Below are 18638 nucleotides of genomic sequence, written 5' to 3'. Positions count from 1 at the left end.
AAGCATACTTTCAGCAATCCGGGTAACGGGAGAAACTTGCAGTGTTGTTTTTGATGGGGCACTGGATGGAAAAATGTACAATGCTTATATTGAAAAATTTCTTCTTCCAACGCTTAAAGCTAACGATGTTGTTATAATGGATAATTTGAATGTCCATAAATCAAAAACAGCCCGAAACTTAATAACGGAAAAAGGCTGCAAGTATATTTTCCTTCCAGAATACAGCCCGGATTTAAATCCCATTGAAAAGATGTGGAGCAAAGTGAAACAATTACTTCGGGGTATGAAAGCAAAAACATGTGATGAACTGTATAAATCCATTGGAAAAGCATTAAGTTGTATCACACAAAAAGACGCTGAAGGATGGTTTAAATCCTGTGGATATGTAAAAAGTTAAAAGCAAAATATTCTAGAGCGTTTAGCTCATGAAATCAGCTGACAGGCCCTAGGGTTCCAGATCGACCATATTGTCGGCCCGGCCCGCCACCACCAGGGTATCCCCCTTGTGCAGCACCGTGCGCGCCGGGGGCACAAAGACAAAGGAAGGCTCGCCCACCGGGCGGATGCCCATGACCATGACGCCGAAGCGCTGCATCAGATTGAGTTCCACCAGGGTTTTGCCGTCCCACTGGTCCACGCGCAGTTCCCGGATGGCAATGCCGCCGTATTTGGGGATCAGATCCAGCATACCGGGACAGGCGAGCTGGTGCGCGGCCATGACCGCGGCTTCCATTTCCGGCACCAGCGCGCGATCCACGCGCAGGCGCTGCAAAATCTTGCGGTGCTCCTCATTGGAGGCCTTGACCAAAATTTTGGGCCCGCGCAGTTCCTGGACGTTCAACGTGATGCTCAAGGACTGCTCCACGCCCTGCCCCACGCTGATCACCACCCAGTTCAGATCCTGCACATGCAGGGAGCGCAGCACGCTGATATTGGTGGCATCGGCCTTGTATACCGTGTCCAGGGCTTCCTCGGCCAACTGCACGCGGGTTTCGGACATATCAATGCCCACCACGGTATGCCCGAGGGAAACCAGGGTAGTGGCCATGCGCAGGCCGAACTTGCCGAGGCCGATGACCCCGATTTCCAGTTTTTTTTCAGGCATGCCGCCTCCTTCGCTCTGAAGCATGTGAATTTTTTCTGGGCGCCAGCGGGCTGTTACGGGAGGCGCGGACGGCATGGGAACGGCACGCCGCAAGCCCGGATAGGATCTGGAACAGATTACCTTTGACTTTTTATGAAAGTCAAAGGTGGCATTCAGGCGAAAAACGCGGTTTTCGCCTGAATGTACGCCGCGTTGCGGCGGCTGCCGCTTTCGCGTCAGCAGAGCATTTTCAAAATGAAAATGCTCTACGGACGCGACGCTCTACCCAATGGGCAGTTGCGCCTCGGCAACCGTATACGCTTTTCTGGACTGCAGGCTCTGCACGGCCATGAGCAGGCTCAGCAAGCCCACGCGACCGGCGAACATGCTGAAAATAATAATACATTTTCCTTCCAGACTCAAATCCGGGGTCAGATTCACGGAGAGCCCCACAGTGCCCAGGGCTGAAACCTCTTCAAAAAGAATCTGCAACAGCGAAATGCCTTCCTGGCCCGTGCGGTGCAAAATGCCGTTTTCCGTAATGCTCAGCAGAAAGGCGGAAACCGCGATCAGCATGGAATAAAGAAAAAAGAGGGTCAGGGCGCGGGTCACGTTTTCCCTGGGCACGCCGCGTTTTTCAAGCACGATCTGCGTGTCGCCCCGGAACTGCGCGGCCACATAGCCCGCCAGCACCCGGAAGGTCACCACCTTGATGCCGCCCGCGCAGGATCCGGGGCCCGCGCCCACGAACATCAGCACCATGAGCACCATCAGGCTGGCCTCGCTCAGGGAAAGCATGTCCACGGTAGTGAAGCCCGCTGTGCGCGCCGACACGGCGTGGAAAAAGGAGACGAGCAAAAGATCCAGGCCGTCGCCCACGCTTTGCTCGTTGCCCGCCCGATAAAATTCAATGCCGAAAATCAGCACTGTGCCCATAAGCAGCAGAAAGAAGGTCGTTTTGACCACCAGGCGGCTGAACCGGCTCAAACGGCGCACCGGCGCGCCAAGCCGTCCGCCGCTGGCAATGCCCAGAAACTCCCGCAGCACGCCAAAGCCGATGCCGCCCAGAATGATGCTGCCCGCGATCACCAGATTGACCACCACGTCATCCCTGAAGGCCATGAGATTGCCCGGGCTCAGGGCAAAGCCCGCGTTGCAGAAGGCGGACACGGCGTGAAAGGCCGCGCTGAAAGGGTGGAAAAACACCGGATCGTGCAGAAAAAGCAGCACGGCCGTGGTGGCCTCAATGCCGAACACCAGCGCCACGATCTGCCGCAAAAAGGCTCTGAGATTGAAATCCCCGCCCAGCAGCGCCTGGCTCACGGCCTCCCGGCTGGTAAAAGGCACATGATGACGCCAGAGCAGAAAGATGATGCTGGTATAGGTCATGACGCCCAGGCCGCCCAGCTGGATCAGCAAAAGCAGCACCCACAGGCCGAAGGGGCTCAAAACCGCAGTGATGTCCACCGGGCTGAGGCCGGTGACGCAGACGGCGGAGGTGGCAAGAAAGCAGGCGTCCGCCACGCGCAGCGTTTGGCCTGCCTGGTGGCTCACGGGCAGGCAGAGCAAAACCGCGCCCGCGGCAATGGCTCCCAGAAAGGAAAATACGGGCCAGGTCAAGGGGCTGAACAAACGGTTGCGCTGCATTGCAGCTCTGTATTCCAGGCCTTGAGGGATTGCAAGACGCGGCTGCCGAAAACCGGGCCCGGCGCGCCGCGACCTTGCCGGATCAGGGCTTGTTATGGATCCGTGCCGCCAGGACGCGCGCGCAAAACTCCTTTACAGCTTTGCGCGGCCACGGTATGCTTGTTGTGAGCTAGGGGAGCCGTTGACGCGCTTTGCAAGCGCCCTTGCGGCTGAGAGTGGGAATGAACCCCAGACCCTTGAACCTGACGCAGTTCGCACTGCCGGAGGGAAGCCGCGGCCACAACGCTTTTCCCGCAGCTTGTGGCTTTTTTTCGCGCCCTGCGTCGCAACCTCGCGAGGCATTCATGTCAGCATCGCTCTGTGCACAAAACACCGCTCTGCGCGGCCTGCTTGACCGGCATCTGTCCGCCCTGGCCCAGGAGGAGGAACTTGCCCCGGAACGCATCAGGGACGCCCTGGAGGCAGGCACTATGGTCTTTCTGGGCAATCCCGCGCACGCGGGCCTCAAGCCCGTGCTGGTGGGCCAGCCCGCCCGCGTCAAAGTCAATGCCAACATCGGCACCTCGCCGCTCTGCAACTGCCCTTCCACCGAGGAACGCAAAATCGCGGCCGCCCTGGAAGCCGGAGCGGACACGGTGATGGATCTTTCCATTGCCGGGGATCTGGACGCCATCCGCCTGGGCATGCTCAAAGCCTGTCCGGCTCCCCTGGGCACAGTGCCCATGTACGCCGTGGGCCAGCAGATCCTGGACGCCGGGCGCGACATCAGCAGCATGAAGCCCGATGATCTTTTCGCGGAAATTGAAAAGCAGGCCCGCCAGGGCGTGGATTTCATCACCGTGCACTGCGGCCTGTCCCGTCGCGGCGCTGCAATGGCCGTAAAAGACAATCGCGTTCTGGGCATTGTTTCGCGGGGCGGCTCCATGCTGGCCCGCTGGATGCTGGAGAACGACCGCGAAAATCCCTTGCTGGAATATTTCGATCGCCTGTTGGATCTCTGCCTGCCCTACAACGTGACGCTGTCCCTGGGCGACGGGCTGCGGCCGGGCGCGGGCGCGGATGCGGGCGACGCGGCCCAGTGGGAGGAAGTGATCAATCTGGGGCAACTGGCCAGACACGCTCTTTCGCGCGGCGTGCAATGCATGATCGAGGGGCCCGGCCATGTGCCGCTCAACCAGGTGCGCAGCCAGATCCAGGGCATCAAACGCCTGACCGGCAATGCCCCGCTCTATGTGCTGGGGCCCTTGTGCTGTGACAGCGCGCCCGGCTACGATCACATTGCCGGGGCCATCGGCGGCGCGTTGGGCGTGGAGGCCGGGGTGGATTTTCTCTGCTACCTGACCCCGGCCGAGCATTTGACCCTGCCTGACGAGGCCGACGTGCGCGCCGGGGTGATGGCCTCGCGCGTGGCCGCCCAGGTGGGCGAAGTGGCGCTGGGCAGGCCGCGGGCCGTGGCGCGCGAGGCCGCCATGAACGCCGCCCGCAAGGCTCTGGATTGGGACGGCATGGCCAAAGCCGCCCTGGATCCGGCCCAGCTTGCCAAGCGCCGGGAGGAGCACAAGAGCGAGGAAGTCTGCGCCATGTGCGGCAAATTCTGCTCGGTGAAGATGCTACGCGGGCACTAGAGCATTTTGCTTTTGAAATTATTCAATTTCAAAAGCGGCGCTGCCATCATTTCCCCGCAAGCGGGACAAGCGCCTGAAAAGCGTGGTTTTCAGGCTCATTCGGCGCGGGCGCCAGCTAACGCTGTCGCCAGAGCGGTTTGGATAATTTCATTATCAAACCGCTCTAGAACATAGTGCTTTTGAAACGCTGTGCGTTGCAAGGTTTCGTTCTGCCGAAGCGACCGGAGGCAGCCTCTGGCTGCGGAAAAAGCTTTGCTGTGAGCGAAATATGCTCGCCGGGAATATGCGTGCCCTCTTTTCCGCAGCCTTTGCTTCGCGACGAAAAAGAGGGCACGCGCATTTTACAGATTACCTTTGACTTTTTATGAAAGTCAAAGGTAATCTGCTCTAAAATGTAATAATATATAATTTAAATATATTATTTGATAAAACAGACCTGCCCGGCTGCCTCTATTTGTTGTGCTTGTGCCAGAGCACGAAAAAGACCGACCCCACAGTCAGGCAGCAGGCCAGGATCATCCGGCCGCTCACCTGTTCGTTGCCCAGCCACCAGCCCAGAAAAATGCCGATAACCGGCACCACATACTCATAGGATACGGCCGTGGCAATGGAGGCGTGCGTCAGCAGCCAGAAGTAGCAGGAATAGGCAATGATCGAGCCGCCCAGGCTCATCCAGAGGAAAGCCAGGAATACCTCCGGGCGCAGGTTTTCCCAGCGGGTCATGGCCGCTTCGCCGCCGACAAAGCCTGTAAGCAGACATTCCAGGCCGCCGGCGCAGAGCAGCAGCCCGCAGGATTGCAGGGGGCCCAGCCGGGTGCGCAAGGGAAAGCGCCGCGTCAGCAGGGAACCCGCCACCCAGCCCAGGGTGGCCCCAAAGACCCAGAGGATGCCGCCCGCACTGGACTGATCGGGCCCGACGCTCACGCCGTGGCTTTTGCCCAGCAGGATCAGACCGCACAGACCGCCCGCAAGGCCCAGCCACTGCATCGCCGAGGGGCGTTGCTCGCCCCCGAACAGCCAGGCGGCCACCAGCATGGAAATGGGCGTGGAGCCGGTGACCACCGCGGCCACGCCGGAAGTCACGCTCTCCTGCCCCTTGGCCAGAAAGCCGCTGGCCATCAGCACCATAAACAAGCCCAGCCAGAGCGCGTGCAGACAGTCGGCGCGCTCCGGGCGCTGCCAGCGGCCCGCGCAGGCAATGGCCGCGCAGAGCAGGACTCCGGCCAGAACCATGCGCGCGCCGCAGGCCAGAAACGGTCCGAGCACTTCCAGCGTGTACTTGAAGCCGATATAGGTGGAGCCCCAGGACACATAGACCAGAAACAGGTTGAGCATAATTTTCAGCGTCAGGGGGGAAAAGCGCACCATGCACTCCTTGGAGCCTTGTACTTTTGCCGCGCCCGGCACGCGCGGTCTTTCCCGCCGCCCCGCAGGAACGCGCAGCCGCCAAGAGCAGCGTTGCCGCGGCATGTTGCCGCAAACGAGCGGGCGCGACGCGCAGGGGGAAAGCCCGCCGCTGCACTGTTTTCGGCGGTCAACGGCGCATAGGGGCAAAGACCTTCAGCCCTCTATCCGGGGCCGGATCATCTGTCAAGCGCTGTGCGCGGCAGCAGAGCATTTTCAAAGAGAAAATGCTCTGGCAAAGCCCCTTGGCAGAAGTGCGCGAGACATGCTAGTACCTGTAACGTAGAGAGTTACAGGATACTGGCCGCCGGACGCCAGGCCGGCGCGACAGCAACAATAACCGCGTTTTTTCGGCAGAACGAAACTTTGAAACGCTGTGCGGTTCAAAATTGATCTGCTCCGGAGAGAAATCAGGGGTTGGATACAGGTATGGCGTCTACACAAAACACTGCGACTCTGGCGGACTTTCTGGAATTCATGAGCCGCAAGGGCTTGAACACCACTTCGCAGCGCCGCGTCATTGCCGAGGCATTTTTTGAGTTGCCGGGGCATCACTCGCTGGAAGAGTTTTACCAGCATATTCTGCAACGCGATCCCGGCATCGGCCAGACAACCGTCTACCGGACGCTCAAACTGCTCTGCGAAGCGGGGCTGGGCATGGAAATTCACTTCAGCGACGGCATCACCCGCTATGAAGTGGCCCGGCCGGACAGCCACCATGACCACCTTGTCTGTCTGCACTGCGGCACAATCGTGGAAATATACGATCCCCGCATCGAAAAGTTGCAGCGCGAGATGGCGGAAAAACACGGTTTCAACCTGTGCGGGCATGTGCATAATCTCTACGGCCTGTGCGCCCACTGCCGCGCGCAAGCCGCAAAACCGCGCAAAAAAACGGCTTCAGGCGCCGAACCGGCAGAATCCGGCGATGCCGCCGACTGATTTTTGAGCGCCGCCTGCCTTTTACGCATGTCGCAGGCCTGGCCGGCCCTTTTTTGTGTATGTCCGATATGAAGTTGACTTTCATTTTCATAAAGCGCACTATGAAAGCGCAACGGGATCAAAAAATCCGCAAAGGAGAAAGCAAGCATGGACATACAGCTGATTCTCGTGCTTCTCTGCATCGCAGGGGCGCTCTTTTTCATGGGCCGGCGCTTTTATCGTTGCCTGCGCAAGGGGCACTGTTCCTGCGGCTGCGAGGGCAGCGGCAACGGCAAGAAAAGCTGCCGCGCACGCGGCTGCCCGGAACGCAAGTTGCCCTGATCCCTGGAGCTTTTTGCTTTTGAAATGCTCGCTCCGGCGCTTGACGGCGCAAGGAAATTTCGTCTGCGCCTGTCGTTGCTGTGGAGAGCGCTGCTGTCGCTCTCCGTACGTCCTTGCGGGCGACAGCTCCCACGCCCGCAAGCCCTTGGGGCCAGGCTCAAGCGGCTTGTTTTTTGCGCCGTTTGAGCCGATCTGTGCGCTCCTGCATCAGAAAACGCCCGGTCACGGACCGGGGATCGGCCACCAGCGCCTCGGGCGTGCCCGCCGAAACAATCAGGCCGCCGTTTTCGCCGCCGCCGGGCCCCATGTCCAGCACATAATCCGAGGCCAGGATCATGTCCGTATTGTGCTCAATGACCACCACGCTCGCCCCCTTGTCCACCAGGGCATGCAGCACCTTAATCAGTTTGCCCACCTCATGCATGTGCAGACCGGTGGTGGGTTCGTCCAGAATATACATGGTGCCGGGCAGGGAACGCTTGCCCAGCTCGCGCGAGATCTTGATCCGCTGGGCCTCGCCGCCGGAAAGCGTGGTGGCGGGCTGGCCCAGGCGCAGGTATTCCAGGCCCACTTCCTCCAGCACGGCCAGCCGGCGCTCCAGGGAGGGATAGTTCTCAAAGAGCTGGCGGGCCTGATGCACGGTGAGATCCAGCACTTCAGCGATATTCAGGCCTTTGTAGCGCACTTCCAGGGTTTCGTGATTGTAGCGTTTGCCCTTGCAGATGTCGCAGGTCACATAAACATCAGGCAGAAAATGCATTTCCACGCGGATCTGCCCGTCGCCGCCGCAGGCCTCGCAGCGGCCGCCGCGCACGTTGAAGCTGAAGCGCCCGGGCTTGTAGCCGCGTTTGCGCGCGTCCGGCGTCATGGCAAAAATGTTGCGGATTTCATCGAATATTTTGGTATAGGTGGCCGGATTGGAACGCGGCGTGCGGCCGATGGGCGTCTGGTCAATGGCCACGATGCGCTCAATGGGCGCGCCGCCCTGTTCGTAGCTCAGGCCGCCGATGCTGCCCGGCTGATCCACGCGCAGGCCCAGGTTGAGGGCCAGATGTTTGTAGAGCGTGTCCACCACCAGCGAGCTTTTGCCCGATCCGGACACGCCGGTCACGCAGGTCAGCACGCCGAGGGGGATACGGCAGTCAATGCCGCGCAGATTGTTGGTGGTCACGTTGCGCAGCAGGATTTCGCCCTGACCCTCGCGCCGGGCGTCAGGCAGGGGAGTGGATTCGTCCCCGCGCAAATACCGGGCCGTGAGCGTGTCGGCCTTGTTCAGGAGCTCGTCCACCGGGCCCTGGAACATAAGCTCCCCGCCTTGCGAGCCGGAGCCGGGCCCCAGCTCAATGACCGTGTCCGCCGCGCAGATGGTAGCCTCGTCGTGCTCCACCACCAGCACGGTGTTGCCGCGCGTCTGCAGGGAGCGCAGGGTGCCCAGCAAACGCTCGTTGTCACGCGGGTGCAGGCCGATGGACGGCTCGTCCAGCACATAGGTCACGCCCACCAGACCCGATCCCAGTTGCGAGGCCAGACGGATGCGCTGGGCCTCGCCGCCGGAAAGCGTGCTCATGGAGCGGCCCAGGGAAAGATATTCCAGCCCCACGTTGCGCATGAAGGAAAGGCGAAAGGTCAGCTCCTTGAGCAGCGGCTCGGCGATCAGGGCGTGGCGTCCCGTAAAGGCGCGCTTCCGGAGCCATTCCAGAGCCCGTTCCACGGAAAGCCCGCAGAACTGCGCGATATTCAGATCGTCCACGCGCACGGCCAGGGCTTCGGTCTTGAGGCGCGCGCCCTTGCAATCCGGGCAGTCCATGGACTGCCGGAAGCGGGCCAGCACTTCCCGCCAGGCCTCGCCGTACTGCATGCCTTTTTCCAGCAGGGGGATGACGCCGGGCCAGCGCGCGGCGCTCACGCTCAGCGCGCTCTGGGCCAGCCGGGCCTGCGTGAAATGCTCGCTCTGATAATCCCCGCCCGCGCCCAGAGCCACATTGCCGCCCATCCAGTTGCGGCGCAGGCCCAGGGAACCGGCAGCGGGCTTGCCGTGCTCGTCCTCGCCGTAAAAGAGCGCCGCAAGGGCCGCGTCCGAGAAGTCCCGCAGGGGCGTTGAGAGCGTGAATTTGAAACGCTTGCCCAGGGCTTTGAGCGCGGCCTCGTAACGGCTGAACATCCGGGGCGTGGCCCAGGGCAGCAGCGCGCCGCTGTTCAGGGAAAGGCCGCGGTTGGGCGCAATCAGGCGCGGCTCGAAATAATCCACGCTGCCCAGACCCACGCAGCGCGGGCAGGCCCCTTGCGGGCCGTTGAAGGAAAACAGCTGCGGGCTGGGCGCGGGCAACGAAATATGACAATGCGGACAGACCGAGGTCGTGGAATGTATGCTGTCGCCGCCTGCCTCCGATCCGGCCCCGGCCTTGCCCGGCTCATGCAGAATCAGGCGGCCCTCGCCGTAGCGCAAGGCCAGCTCCACGGAATCGGCCAGCCGCCCCCGGATGCCCTCCTTGCTCACCAGGCGATCCACCACCAGCTCAATACTGTGCTTTTTGTTTTTGTCCAGGGCGGGCACGTCGTCCAGGGTGTAAAAAACGCCGTCCACGCGCACCCGTGCAAAACCCTCGGCCTTGAGCTTCTTGAACTTGTCCAGATGCGTGCCCTTCTGCAATTCCACCAGCGGCGCCAGGACCATGAATCTGGTCCCCTGCGGCAGAGCCAGGATGTCGCCGATGATCTCATCCGCGGCCCGCGCCTCAATGGGGCGGCCGCACCGGGGGCAGTACATCCGGCCCAGGCGCGCGAAAAAGACGCGCAGAAAGTCGTGAATTTCCGTGACCGTGCCCACGGTGGATCGCGGGTTACGCGAAACGCTCTGCTGTTCCAGGGAAATGGCCGGGGAAAGGCCCTCGATCTTTTCCACATCCGGCTTGTCCATCTGGGGCAGAAACTGACGGGCATAGGCCGAAAGGGATTCCACATACCGGCGCTGGCCCTCGGCATACACGATGTCAAAAGCCAGGGTGGATTTTCCCGATCCGGAAGGCCCGCAGATCACCACCAGTTCGTCGCGGGGGATGTCCAGGCTGATGTTTTTGAGATTGTGCTGACGGGCCTTTTCAATATGGATGCAGGGCTTGTTGTCCGTTTTCATGGGGCTGTATGTAAGCAGCCCTGAAGCTCTTGGCAAGCCCAGGGTGATGCCGGCCGCGGCCACAGCCGCGGGATTTTCAGCAGCGTCTTGCCTTGGGGCTGCCGCAGAAGATGCATCAGCCCTGGCCGCAACAGCAGGGCGTCTGGACAAAGCCTGCCCAAAGCGGTATAAAAATTTTTACGGATTGGCAGCCGCGCTCCCGGCTCTAATGGCTGCCGCTGTGACCGGCCGTTGCCGGAGAGGAAGGTGAGTATGCTTCATTGCCTGCGGATCGCCGCTTTTCTGTTCATGCTGATCCCGCTGCTTGCTGCCGCGCGGGCGCAAGCCGAAGACAACGGCATGACGGCCAGGGGCCTTTTCACCCTGCTGCCGGTCAGTATTTTTGAAAATACCGCAGAAGGTCTTTCCGAATCGGAAAAGCAGCAATTGCTGGCTGAAGGCCATACGGAATTCTGGGAAATCGCCGGAGAAACCGAGGACGTGATCGTTTTCGCGGCCCTGCCCTTCCGGGACAGCGCCGTGGCCCTGCGCCTTTTCCGCAACAGCGCCGACGGCTCGGTGGAAGCGGCTGTGGGCACCCTGGGCAGCCCGATCTGCACCATGGAATTGTGGCGGGTGGACAGCTCCGCGCGCATGGTGCCCATTGATACTCCCCCGGAACCGGATATCAGCGAATTTCTGGGCCAGGGGCAAAAGCTGCCGCAGGACGTCAATCCCACGGTGCTGATCTGCCTGGGCCAGGGGGGGCTCAAGGCCCAGCCCGTGTTCTGGAACAGCTCCGGCATGGCGCATGTGCCCCTGGCCAATGACGTGAGCTTTCAGTGGAACGGCAAGGCCTTTGAAAAGCGCGTTTTCCCGCATAAGGAATGAAGCGGACGCCAGCCTGCCGCCTGGAAAGCGCAAGGAGCAGGAAGCGTGGCAAGCCGCGCTGCGGCGCGCCGTGGCGGCGGCCGGGCGTGAACGGGGCTATTTCTTCAGCCACTCCTCCAGTTTCAATTCCAGTTGGGCCTCGCTCAGGCGGCTCGCGGCGTACATGCCCGCGGCCTCGCGCTGGCGCGCGGCTTCGGCCAGAATGATCGCCGCGGCAACCGAGACGTTGAAGCTTTGAATCATGCCGCGCATGGGGATGTATAAAGCGCCGTCGGCCAGGGAAAGCAATTCCGGCTCCACGCCGCTGTGCTCGTTGCCCATAATCACGGCCGTGGGTCGGGTGAAGTCCCAGTCGCGCAGCGGTCTGGCGGCAGGCGTGCAGGAGGTGGCCAGCACCTGCATGCCCGCGCCGCGCAAAGCGGCCATCAGCTCCGCGCTGTTTTTGTGGCGGACGCTTTCCACCCACTTGCGGGCCGAAGCCGAGCTCTTGCGCCCCAGCGTCGGAAAAGGCGTGTCCGTGTAATACAGATGCACCCGGCTGACGCCGAAAGCGTCGCAGGAACGGTAAATGGCCGAAACATTGTGCGGATCGTGAATATTGGCCAGCACCAGGGTCAGATCGTCCTGACGGCGGCGCAGGACTTCAAGCAGGCGTTCCCTGCGCCGGGGCGTGGGCTCCTTGGACATGTTTTCCGGTCCTTATTGGGTTGCAGGGGTTGAAACAGAGCAGCGACACTTCCGGGCAAAATGATCTTCACGCCGCCTGTTCCGCTGATGTGTCAGAAAAAACTTTTTCAGGCAAGCGCATTGCAAACGCGTGGAATTTAGCCTAAAAAACGAAAAAATCTTCTCTTTACCAGTGAATAGTGCGATCGTACTTTTTTTCAGGAGCGCGTCATGTCAAAACTCCGCACCATGCTTTCCGCCCTTTTTGCGCTGTTGATCCTGCCTTGCGCGGCTCTGGCCGCCGAGGGCCATCCCACCATCCCCGGCGCGCAGCTTTCAGCCGTCTGGGTGATTCCTTTTGCCTGCATGCTGCTTTCCATTGCCATCATGCCCCTGGCGCTGCCGCACTTCTGGGAACATCATTTCGGCAAGATCGCCGTGTTCTGGGGGCTGGCGTTTCTGGTGCCCTGTTTGCTGGTTTTCGGCTTTCCGGTGGCATTATACGAGTTTCTGCACATTATTCTGCTGGATTACATCCCCTTCATCGTCCTGCTCTTCGCGCTTTTCACGGTGGCCGGAGGGGTGCGCCTGAAAGGCTCGCTGGTGGGCACGCCGCTGGTGAATACGGGCATTCTGGCCGTGGGCACCATCCTGGCCAGCTGGATGGGCACCACAGGCGCGGCCATGCTGCTGATCCGGCCGCTGCTGCGCGCCAACGCCCATCGCAGATACCGCGTGCATTCCGTCGTGTTTTTCATCTTTCTGGTGGCCAACATCGGCGGCTCGCTGACGCCGCTGGGCGATCCGCCGCTTTTCCTGGGCTTTCTCAAGGGCGTCAGCTTTTTCTGGACCACCGCGCATCTTTTCGTGAAAACCCTGCTTCTTTCCGTGGCGCTGCTGGCCATTTTCTTCCTCCTGGACACAGTGCTTTTCAACAAGGAAGGCCGTCCCGCGGCGCCGCATGATCCCAAGGCCGTGGAAGAAAAACTCGGCCTGGACGGCAAGATCAACCTGCTCTTTCTCCTGGGCGTGGTGCTGGCGGTTCTGGCCTCCGGCATGCTGCCGCTGGGCGCCTGGATCGAAGTCTACGGCGTGCCCGTGGAAGGCCAGAACCTGTTGCGGGACATTGTCCTGCTCTGTCTGGCCGGTCTTTCCTGGAAGTTCACCAGCAAGCGCTGCCGCGAGCTCAACGGTTTCTCTTGGGCTCCCATTGAGGAAGTGGCCAAACTTTTCTTCGGCATTTTCCTGAGCATGATTCCGGCCATCGCCATTTTACGCGCCGGCACGGAAGGCGCTCTGGCCTCCCTGATCCAGATGGTTTCCACGCCGGACGGCCAGCCGGTCAACGCCATGTACTTCTGGCTCACCGGCGCGCTTTCCAGCTTCCTGGACAACGCGCCCACCTACCTGGTGTTCTTTAACACCGCGGGCGGCGACGCGGCGCACCTGATGACCGATATGGCCACCACCCTGGTAGCCATCTCCGCGGGCGCGGTGTTCATGGGCGCCAATACCTACATCGGCAACGCGCCCAACTTCATGGTGCGCTCCATAGCGGAAAACCAGGGCGTGAAGATGCCCAGCTTTTTCGGTTACATGCTGTGGTCCGTGGGCATCCTGATCCCGTTGTTTGCGCTGCTGACCTGGATATTCTTCATCTAGATCTGTCTCTGAGTGGTACGGGCACACTGAAGAGCGGCGGCCGGATGGCCGCCGCTCTTCAGTGTGCCCGCGGCAGGGCTGATGCGCTCAGGAGAAAATCACCACCCATGAATCATAAGGAAAGAATGCTTGCCGGGCTGCCGTACAAAGCCTGGCTGGACGGCCTCGCGGAAGAGCGTCTTGCCAACCGGCAGAAAATTTTCCGCTATAACAGCCTGCCGCCGGAGCGGGAAGAGGAACGGGACGCCCTGATCCGCCAAATTCTCGGAGCATGCGGCAGGCATCTGCGCATTGAAGGCCCGTTTTACTGTGATTACGGCTATAATATTGAAGTCGGCGAAAACTTCTTTGCCAATTACAATTTCACCGTGCTGGACGTGGCCAGGGTCAGGATCGGCAACTACGCCATGATCGCGCCCAATGTGGCCATTTACACGGCCGGACATCCGCTGCACCCGACGCCCCGGAATTCGGGCTATGAGTATGGCGTGGGCGTCAGTATTGGCGACAATGTCTGGATCGGGGGCAATACAGTGATCAACCCCGGCGTGCATGTGGGAAACAACGTGGTGATCGGTTCGGGGAGCGTGGTGACCAAAGACATAGAGGACAATATGCTGGCCGTGGGCAATCCCTGCCGGGCGCTGCGCCGGATCAGCGAGGCTGAGCGGCATTGCTGGTTCAGGCAGGAGCGCTTTGACGTGGATGATTATGAGCGCCCCTTTGGAGCGGAGTAGAGCGTTTAGCTCATTTCATGAGCAAAACGCTCTAAAATGCCTTCGCGCCCAGCACCGAACTCAGGCCGGAACTGTTGCTTCTGCGGGCTGCGGGATTGACCCAGAAGAGCACTTCGCGGCCCATATCCCAGGCCAGAGTGCGCGCAATAAGGCCGGAAGGATCTGCCGGGTTGCGCTCCTTGATCGAGAAAAGATAAAAATCATGCACCTGGCGCGCTTCCATCAGGCCGCCCTGGGCCATGGACCACAACAGCACGCCGGATTTCACATCGTAAATTTCAATGGCCAGAGAAAGGGAACTCTCCCCGCCGCTGCCGCCATCCATGTAATGATTGATATAGCCGCCCACCAGAAGCTCCGCGCCCTGCCGCCGCGCCAGGGCCAGGGCGCGCTGCGGCTCGAAGGGCCCCGCGTCCGCCGCGTACTCCAGGGCTTCAAAGGCATTGAGAGAAAGCCAGATGTGCCAGATCTGGCGCGAGAGCATCTCGCCAAAGGTCACGGCGTTGGTGATCTGCTGCCTGCTGCGCAGAGGCACGAAAAGGGCGCGCGGGCGGTGATCCGCGCGTTGGCGCGGGGCCACATAAATGGCCGGGGGTTGGCGGCGCACAAAATTGTCGATCTGAATCTGGATGGGCGTGCTGAAATCCCCGGCCAGGGAAATGGATGTGCGGCTGTCGTCCGGGGTGGTGGCGCAGCCTGCGGCCAGGCTCAGGAACAGGCTCAGCGGCAGATGGAATCCGCGCAACGCGGCACGAAGGTTCATTGCGGCTTCTCCGAAGCTAGGCGCGCCTTCTGAACAGAGGCGAGCAATTTTTCCTGCGCGTCGCGCAGGCTCACATGCAGGGCAAAACGTCTGTCCGCAGGCACCCGGCAAAACGAGGCAGTGCGGGTCATCTCCGCAAGATGGCGCATCTCTTCGGCCAGGCGCGACAAATGGCGGAGTTCAGACGCGGCCAGGGGCACGCTTCGGCGAGCCAGTTCCGCCAGATGCCCCAGTTCCTCGGCCTGAGCGCGGATCTGATCGGGCCGGATCACCGCGCCATATTCCCGACGTTTGCGAAATTCGTGCCAGAGAGAGCGAAGCCGCTGCCAGAGACGGGCCATGCCCTCTGCCCTCAGATCTGTGCCGCGGCCATCAACTGCAGGAACAACGGCCCGATCAGCAAGAGCAGCAAGGCAAGAGGCGCAAGGCCCATCAGCGTTTGCGGCCAGCTGAGATGCAGGGCGGCGCGCAAGCCCACCACCACGCAGGCCACATTCCAGATCATGCCCGCCACCGGGCCGAGCAGGGGAACGACATAGAGCAGGCCGGGGGCCGAAGCATAGGCCAGCACCTGAAAGATCAGGGCAAAACTGCTTCGCTGCGGCGCGATCAGGCGACAGCTCAGATGGATGATGGCGCTGAAAATATAGATGCGCAAGGTGAGTTCAGCAGTGCTGTACAGCAGGGTTATGGCCAGATTGGTCTGCGGAGCCAGCATGGCGAGTATTTTGCCCAGTTGCGGATCCGTGGCCGCGCTGGGAGCCATGAGCGTCTGCAACATGCCGCCCCAGATCCGCACGCCCACAATCTGAATCACAGCCACGATCAGATAAAAAGCCAGAGAGCGCAGCACATGCGCGCCGGGATTGAGCCTGCTGAAAAAGCGCGGCGCGTCGAACATAACCCGCATGATCGTCTGGTAAAAGGAGACAAGCCAGCCGTCCTTTTCCGGAGCCGCATCCCAGGGGATGTCTTCCGCCGCGTCCCGCGGCTCAGGGCCTGCCCCGCCGCGCAACCGGGCAGCCTCGCGGGCATAGGCGCGGCTGGCCTCAAGGCGGATGTCCTCTGCCTCCGCATCAGCCGCGGCCGCGTTGCTGCCCCGGATGTTGTCCCCGGTCTGCTCGTCGCGTTCAGGCTGCCCGGCGTCCGCCGCAATCCCCTCCGGGCGCAACGGCGCGGCCGCGGCATTCATGTCGCGCCCCGGCACAATGGCGCCGGGCGGCAGGGGATCATCATGTTCCGTTGCGCCCTGCGTTGCCGGGGCCGCGCGGCCCGCGCCCGGAACTTCCGCTTCAGGTTTTGACGCGACGGGCGAAAGCGTCTCCAGCAGGCCCTTGTCGGACGAGAAACGAAAACGGCAGCCGCAGTGGGGACAGGTGACGATGACCGAGCGCGAAGGCAGGCGATCAGGGGACAGTTCCCGGCTGAAACCGCACTGGGGGCAAACGATTTTCACAATATGTCTCCTCATGTCGCCGTAGAGCGTTTTGCTAATGAAATTAGCTAAACGCTCTACGACGACAGCGTTAGCTGGCGCCCGCGCCGAATGAGCGTCCAGACCGCGTTGCGGTAGCCGTTAGCAAGCTTTGCTTGCTTACGGATAGCGACAGCGGTTGCGTTGGCTGACTGTCGCAGTAACCAGTTGCTGTCTTCATCCGTAGCTTCCTTCGTCGCAACGGCTGAAGCCTGGACGCGAAATGATGGCGGCGAAGTGATTGAAAATGAATATTTTCAATCAAAAAATGCTCTAGTATCCGGCTCCGGTCCGGCCTTTCTCAGGGACGCTCCCGCCGCGTCCGGCTTTTGACCGCGACGGACGCGGAACCCGGTTGCGCCTTCAGCGCCGGAACCGGGCCTGGCCGCAAAAAAAACGGCAAGCCCGCGGCAAAAAACAGCACGGCTTCATCCGTGCCGGGCTCCCCGGCCTCGCGTCAGGCCGGCAAGGGCCTGCCCTTTTCTTCCACAAGCTCACGGCGTACCCGTTGCACCCGCGATCCGGCCTGATTTCTCTGATTATATTAGCCGCAGGCAGGCCCGCTGGCAAGCCCGCCATGCGGCTTCCGCGCTCTGCGCCAACCCGTTCCTTACGGCCGCGTGTTCGCCTTGACACTTCGGCGGCCTGCGGATAACGTGCCCTTCACAAGGGGAGTAACTGGGTTCCCGAAACCCGGGCGGCATCAACAGCTTGACCCTGAGGGTCTGGTGTCGCCGTCGGCCGTGCCGATCAGTGAGACCTTGGCATTCTGTGCCAAGGTCTTTTTTTTTTTGATCATGTCGCCGGTGAGAATACTCTCCCCGGCAGACAACGGGCCGCACGCCGGGGCGTGGAGCCCGGAAAAAGCCCCGCCTTTCAGATCCTTTTTCACCCAAGGGGAAAATGCGACTCTGCAAAGGGCTCAACAGAACGCGCATCCAGCGCGAAAACCGCATTTTATTTCAAGGAGACGCTATGAACCTCCGCGCCCTGCGCCCATATCTCCTGGCCGCGCTGATCACCCTGCCGGGTCTGGGCCTGCATTTCATGCACCCGGACATGTCGCCGCTGCTGGTGGCGCTGCTCTCGGGGCTGGCCATTCTGGGGGCTTCCTTCCTGCTGACCTGGGCTTGCGAAGTGGCCCAGCTCGACATCCCGCAGGCCGTGGCCGTGGCCGTGGTGGCCTTTATTGCCGTGTTGCCGGAATACGCCGTGGACATGTATTTTACCTGGATGGCGGGCCAGCACCCGGAAAGCGCCTATTCCCACTACGCCATTGCCAATATGACCGGCGCCAACCGGCTGCTGATCGGCGTGGGCTGGACGGCCATCGTGCTGATTTTTGCCGGGCGCTACCACGCGGCCGTGCAGTTGCACGACGACAAACGCACGGATGTGCTTTTTCTGGGCATGGCCACAATCTATGCTCTGCTGATTCCGCTCAAGGGCTCGCTTACCTGGGTGGATGGCCTGATCTTTCTGGCCATCTACGCCTGGTACATCTGGATCATCGCCCGCCGTCCGGTGGAAGAGGAAGCCCCCGAAGGTCCGGCCGCGGTGCTGGCCAGGCTGCCCAGGCGCACTCGCCTGCGGACTGTGATCGGCATTTTTCTTTTTGCGGCCGTGGTGATCCTCTTCAATGCCGAGCCGTTCAGCGAAAGCCTGGTGGCCAGCGGCAAGCTGTTGGGCGTCAACGAGTTTTTGCTCGTGCAGTGGCTTGCGCCCATCGCCTCTGAAGCGCCTGAATTCGTGGTGGCCGTGATGTTCGCTCTGCGTGGCAACGCCGGGCTGGCGCTGGGCAGTCTGCTCTCGTCCAAGCTTAACCAGTGGACATTGCTGGTGGGCATGATACCTGGCGTCTATGCCGTTTCCTCCGGCGGCCTTTCTCCTTCCATAAACCTTGACACACATCAGTTTCAGGAAATATTATTGACAGCCGGGCAGTCGATCTTTGCCGTGGCCCTCTTGCTGGATCTGCGCCTCTCCATACGGGAAGCGTTCTGGCTGTTGCTTCTTTTCGCGGCCCAGCTCTTCTCGCCTTTCTACGACGTGCAGTTGGAGGCCATGCTGGGCCTGCCCCATGATCCCTTGCGCCTGCACTATTTTTTCGCTCAGGTCTATCTGGCCCTGGCCGTGGTGCTTTTGCTCAAAAACTGGCGCAAGGTCTGGCTGTTGCGCCTGGGCTTTAAGGTCTAGGGCTGTCTTCATCTTGAGGCGTTGTTCCTTTCAGGGAAAACAAGCCGCTTGTGAAAGAAACGCACTCCAGCCTCAGCCGTGGGCGGCATGGCCGCCACCGACTGAGGCGCGCGG

Annotated in this window: 16 protein-coding genes and 1 riboswitch; of the genes, 8 read left to right on the top strand and 8 right to left on the bottom strand. The window is 61.1% G+C overall.

Features of this window, described 5'->3' with window-relative positions:
- On the top strand, window positions 1-397 hold a 397-nt coding region (locus G7Y51_RS10230), incomplete at its 5' end, for a transposase (RefSeq protein ID WP_165174933.1).
- Window positions 398-445: 48 nt separating this feature from the next.
- On the opposite strand, the gene G7Y51_RS10225 is transcribed toward G7Y51_RS10230, so the two are convergent.
- Window positions 446-1105 carry a TrkA family potassium uptake protein gene (locus G7Y51_RS10225; RefSeq protein WP_165177150.1) on the bottom strand — a complete coding sequence of 220 codons (660 nt, stop codon included), beginning with the start codon at window positions 1103-1105 and terminating at the stop codon, window positions 446-448.
- Between the two features lie 261 nt (window positions 1106-1366).
- Window positions 1367-2731, bottom strand: coding sequence for a potassium transporter TrkG (locus tag G7Y51_RS10220; protein ID WP_165177148.1), 1365 nt, complete (start codon window positions 2729-2731; stop codon window positions 1367-1369).
- Between the two features lie 161 nt (window positions 2732-2892).
- A riboswitch (TPP riboswitch) is annotated at window positions 2893-3017 on the top strand.
- Window positions 3018-3075: 58 nt separating this feature from the next.
- Between G7Y51_RS10220 and thiC the strand changes: the two genes are divergently transcribed.
- The gene (thiC, locus tag G7Y51_RS10215; protein WP_165177146.1) at window positions 3076-4356 is read left to right on the top strand and encodes a phosphomethylpyrimidine synthase ThiC; all 1281 of its coding nucleotides are present in this window, start codon (window positions 3076-3078) and stop codon (window positions 4354-4356) included.
- 450 nt (window positions 4357-4806) lie between these two features.
- Here the strand turns inward: thiC and G7Y51_RS10210 are convergent, their stop codons facing one another.
- Window positions 4807-5724 carry an EamA family transporter gene (locus G7Y51_RS10210; RefSeq protein WP_241160212.1) on the bottom strand — a complete coding sequence of 306 codons (918 nt, stop codon included), beginning with the start codon at window positions 5722-5724 and terminating at the stop codon, window positions 4807-4809.
- Window positions 5725-6189: 465 nt separating this feature from the next.
- On the opposite strand from G7Y51_RS10210, the gene G7Y51_RS10205 reads away from it, so the two are divergent.
- Together G7Y51_RS10205 and G7Y51_RS13775 are read left to right on the top strand one after the other, a co-directional pair.
- On the top strand, window positions 6190-6702 hold the full coding sequence (locus tag G7Y51_RS10205) for a transcriptional repressor (RefSeq protein ID WP_165177144.1): 513 nt from the start codon (window positions 6190-6192) through the stop codon (window positions 6700-6702).
- 147 nt (window positions 6703-6849) lie between these two features.
- Complete coding sequence (locus tag G7Y51_RS13775) at window positions 6850-7023, top strand: hypothetical protein (RefSeq protein WP_241160211.1); 174 nt, start codon at window positions 6850-6852, stop codon at window positions 7021-7023.
- A 157-nt stretch (window positions 7024-7180) separates the two neighbouring features.
- On the opposite strand, the gene uvrA is transcribed toward G7Y51_RS13775, so the two are convergent.
- Complete coding sequence (uvrA, locus tag G7Y51_RS10195) at window positions 7181-10156, bottom strand: excinuclease ABC subunit UvrA (protein ID WP_165177142.1); 2976 nt, start codon at window positions 10154-10156, stop codon at window positions 7181-7183.
- A gap of 252 nt (window positions 10157-10408) precedes the next feature.
- On the opposite strand from uvrA, the gene G7Y51_RS10190 reads away from it, so the two are divergent.
- The gene (locus tag G7Y51_RS10190) at window positions 10409-11026 is read left to right on the top strand and encodes a hypothetical protein (RefSeq protein ID WP_241160213.1); all 618 of its coding nucleotides are present in this window, start codon (window positions 10409-10411) and stop codon (window positions 11024-11026) included.
- Between the two features lie 96 nt (window positions 11027-11122).
- Here G7Y51_RS10190 and G7Y51_RS10185 read toward each other — a convergent pair whose 3' ends face one another.
- Window positions 11123-11713 (bottom strand): RNA methyltransferase, encoded by a 591-nt coding sequence (locus G7Y51_RS10185; protein WP_165177139.1) that lies wholly within the window; start codon window positions 11711-11713, stop codon window positions 11123-11125.
- A gap of 210 nt (window positions 11714-11923) precedes the next feature.
- Between G7Y51_RS10185 and G7Y51_RS10180 the strand changes: the two genes are divergently transcribed.
- Window positions 11924-13354, top strand: a complete 1431-nt coding sequence (locus tag G7Y51_RS10180; protein ID WP_165177137.1) for a sodium:proton antiporter — start codon at window positions 11924-11926, stop codon at window positions 13352-13354.
- Window positions 13355-13461: 107 nt separating this feature from the next.
- The gene (locus G7Y51_RS10175) at window positions 13462-14091 is read left to right on the top strand and encodes a sugar O-acetyltransferase (protein WP_165177135.1); all 630 of its coding nucleotides are present in this window, start codon (window positions 13462-13464) and stop codon (window positions 14089-14091) included.
- A 31-nt stretch (window positions 14092-14122) separates the two neighbouring features.
- On the opposite strand, the gene G7Y51_RS10170 is transcribed toward G7Y51_RS10175, so the two are convergent.
- From G7Y51_RS10170 to G7Y51_RS10160, 3 genes are read right to left on the bottom strand one after another with little or no spacing between them, the layout of a single operon-like run.
- Window positions 14123-14854 carry a hypothetical protein gene (locus G7Y51_RS10170; protein ID WP_165177133.1) on the bottom strand — a complete coding sequence of 244 codons (732 nt, stop codon included), beginning with the start codon at window positions 14852-14854 and terminating at the stop codon, window positions 14123-14125.
- Window positions 14851-15195: a hypothetical protein gene (locus tag G7Y51_RS10165; RefSeq protein WP_165177131.1), complete on the bottom strand. Its 345-nt coding sequence runs from the start codon at window positions 15193-15195 to the stop codon at window positions 14851-14853. The genes G7Y51_RS10170 and G7Y51_RS10165 overlap by 4 nt, the downstream gene beginning before the upstream one ends.
- Window positions 15196-15206: 11 nt before the next feature.
- Entirely contained in the window at window positions 15207-16310 is a 1104-nt protein-coding gene (locus G7Y51_RS10160; RefSeq protein WP_165177129.1) for a zinc-ribbon domain-containing protein, read from the bottom strand.
- A gap of 993 nt (window positions 16311-17303) precedes the next feature.
- Between G7Y51_RS10160 and G7Y51_RS10150 the strand changes: the two genes are divergently transcribed.
- Window positions 17304-18524 carry a sodium:calcium antiporter gene (locus G7Y51_RS10150; protein WP_165177125.1) on the top strand — a complete coding sequence of 407 codons (1221 nt, stop codon included), beginning with the start codon at window positions 17304-17306 and terminating at the stop codon, window positions 18522-18524.
- Window positions 18525-18638 lie beyond the last annotated feature (114 nt).

It is taken from the genome of Desulfovibrio sp. ZJ369 (genome assembly GCF_011039085.1).
In the GTDB taxonomy this organism is placed as follows: Bacteria; Desulfobacterota; Desulfovibrionia; order Desulfovibrionales; family Desulfovibrionaceae; genus Desulfovibrio.
This window is presented reverse-complemented; position numbering and strand designations above follow the sequence as displayed.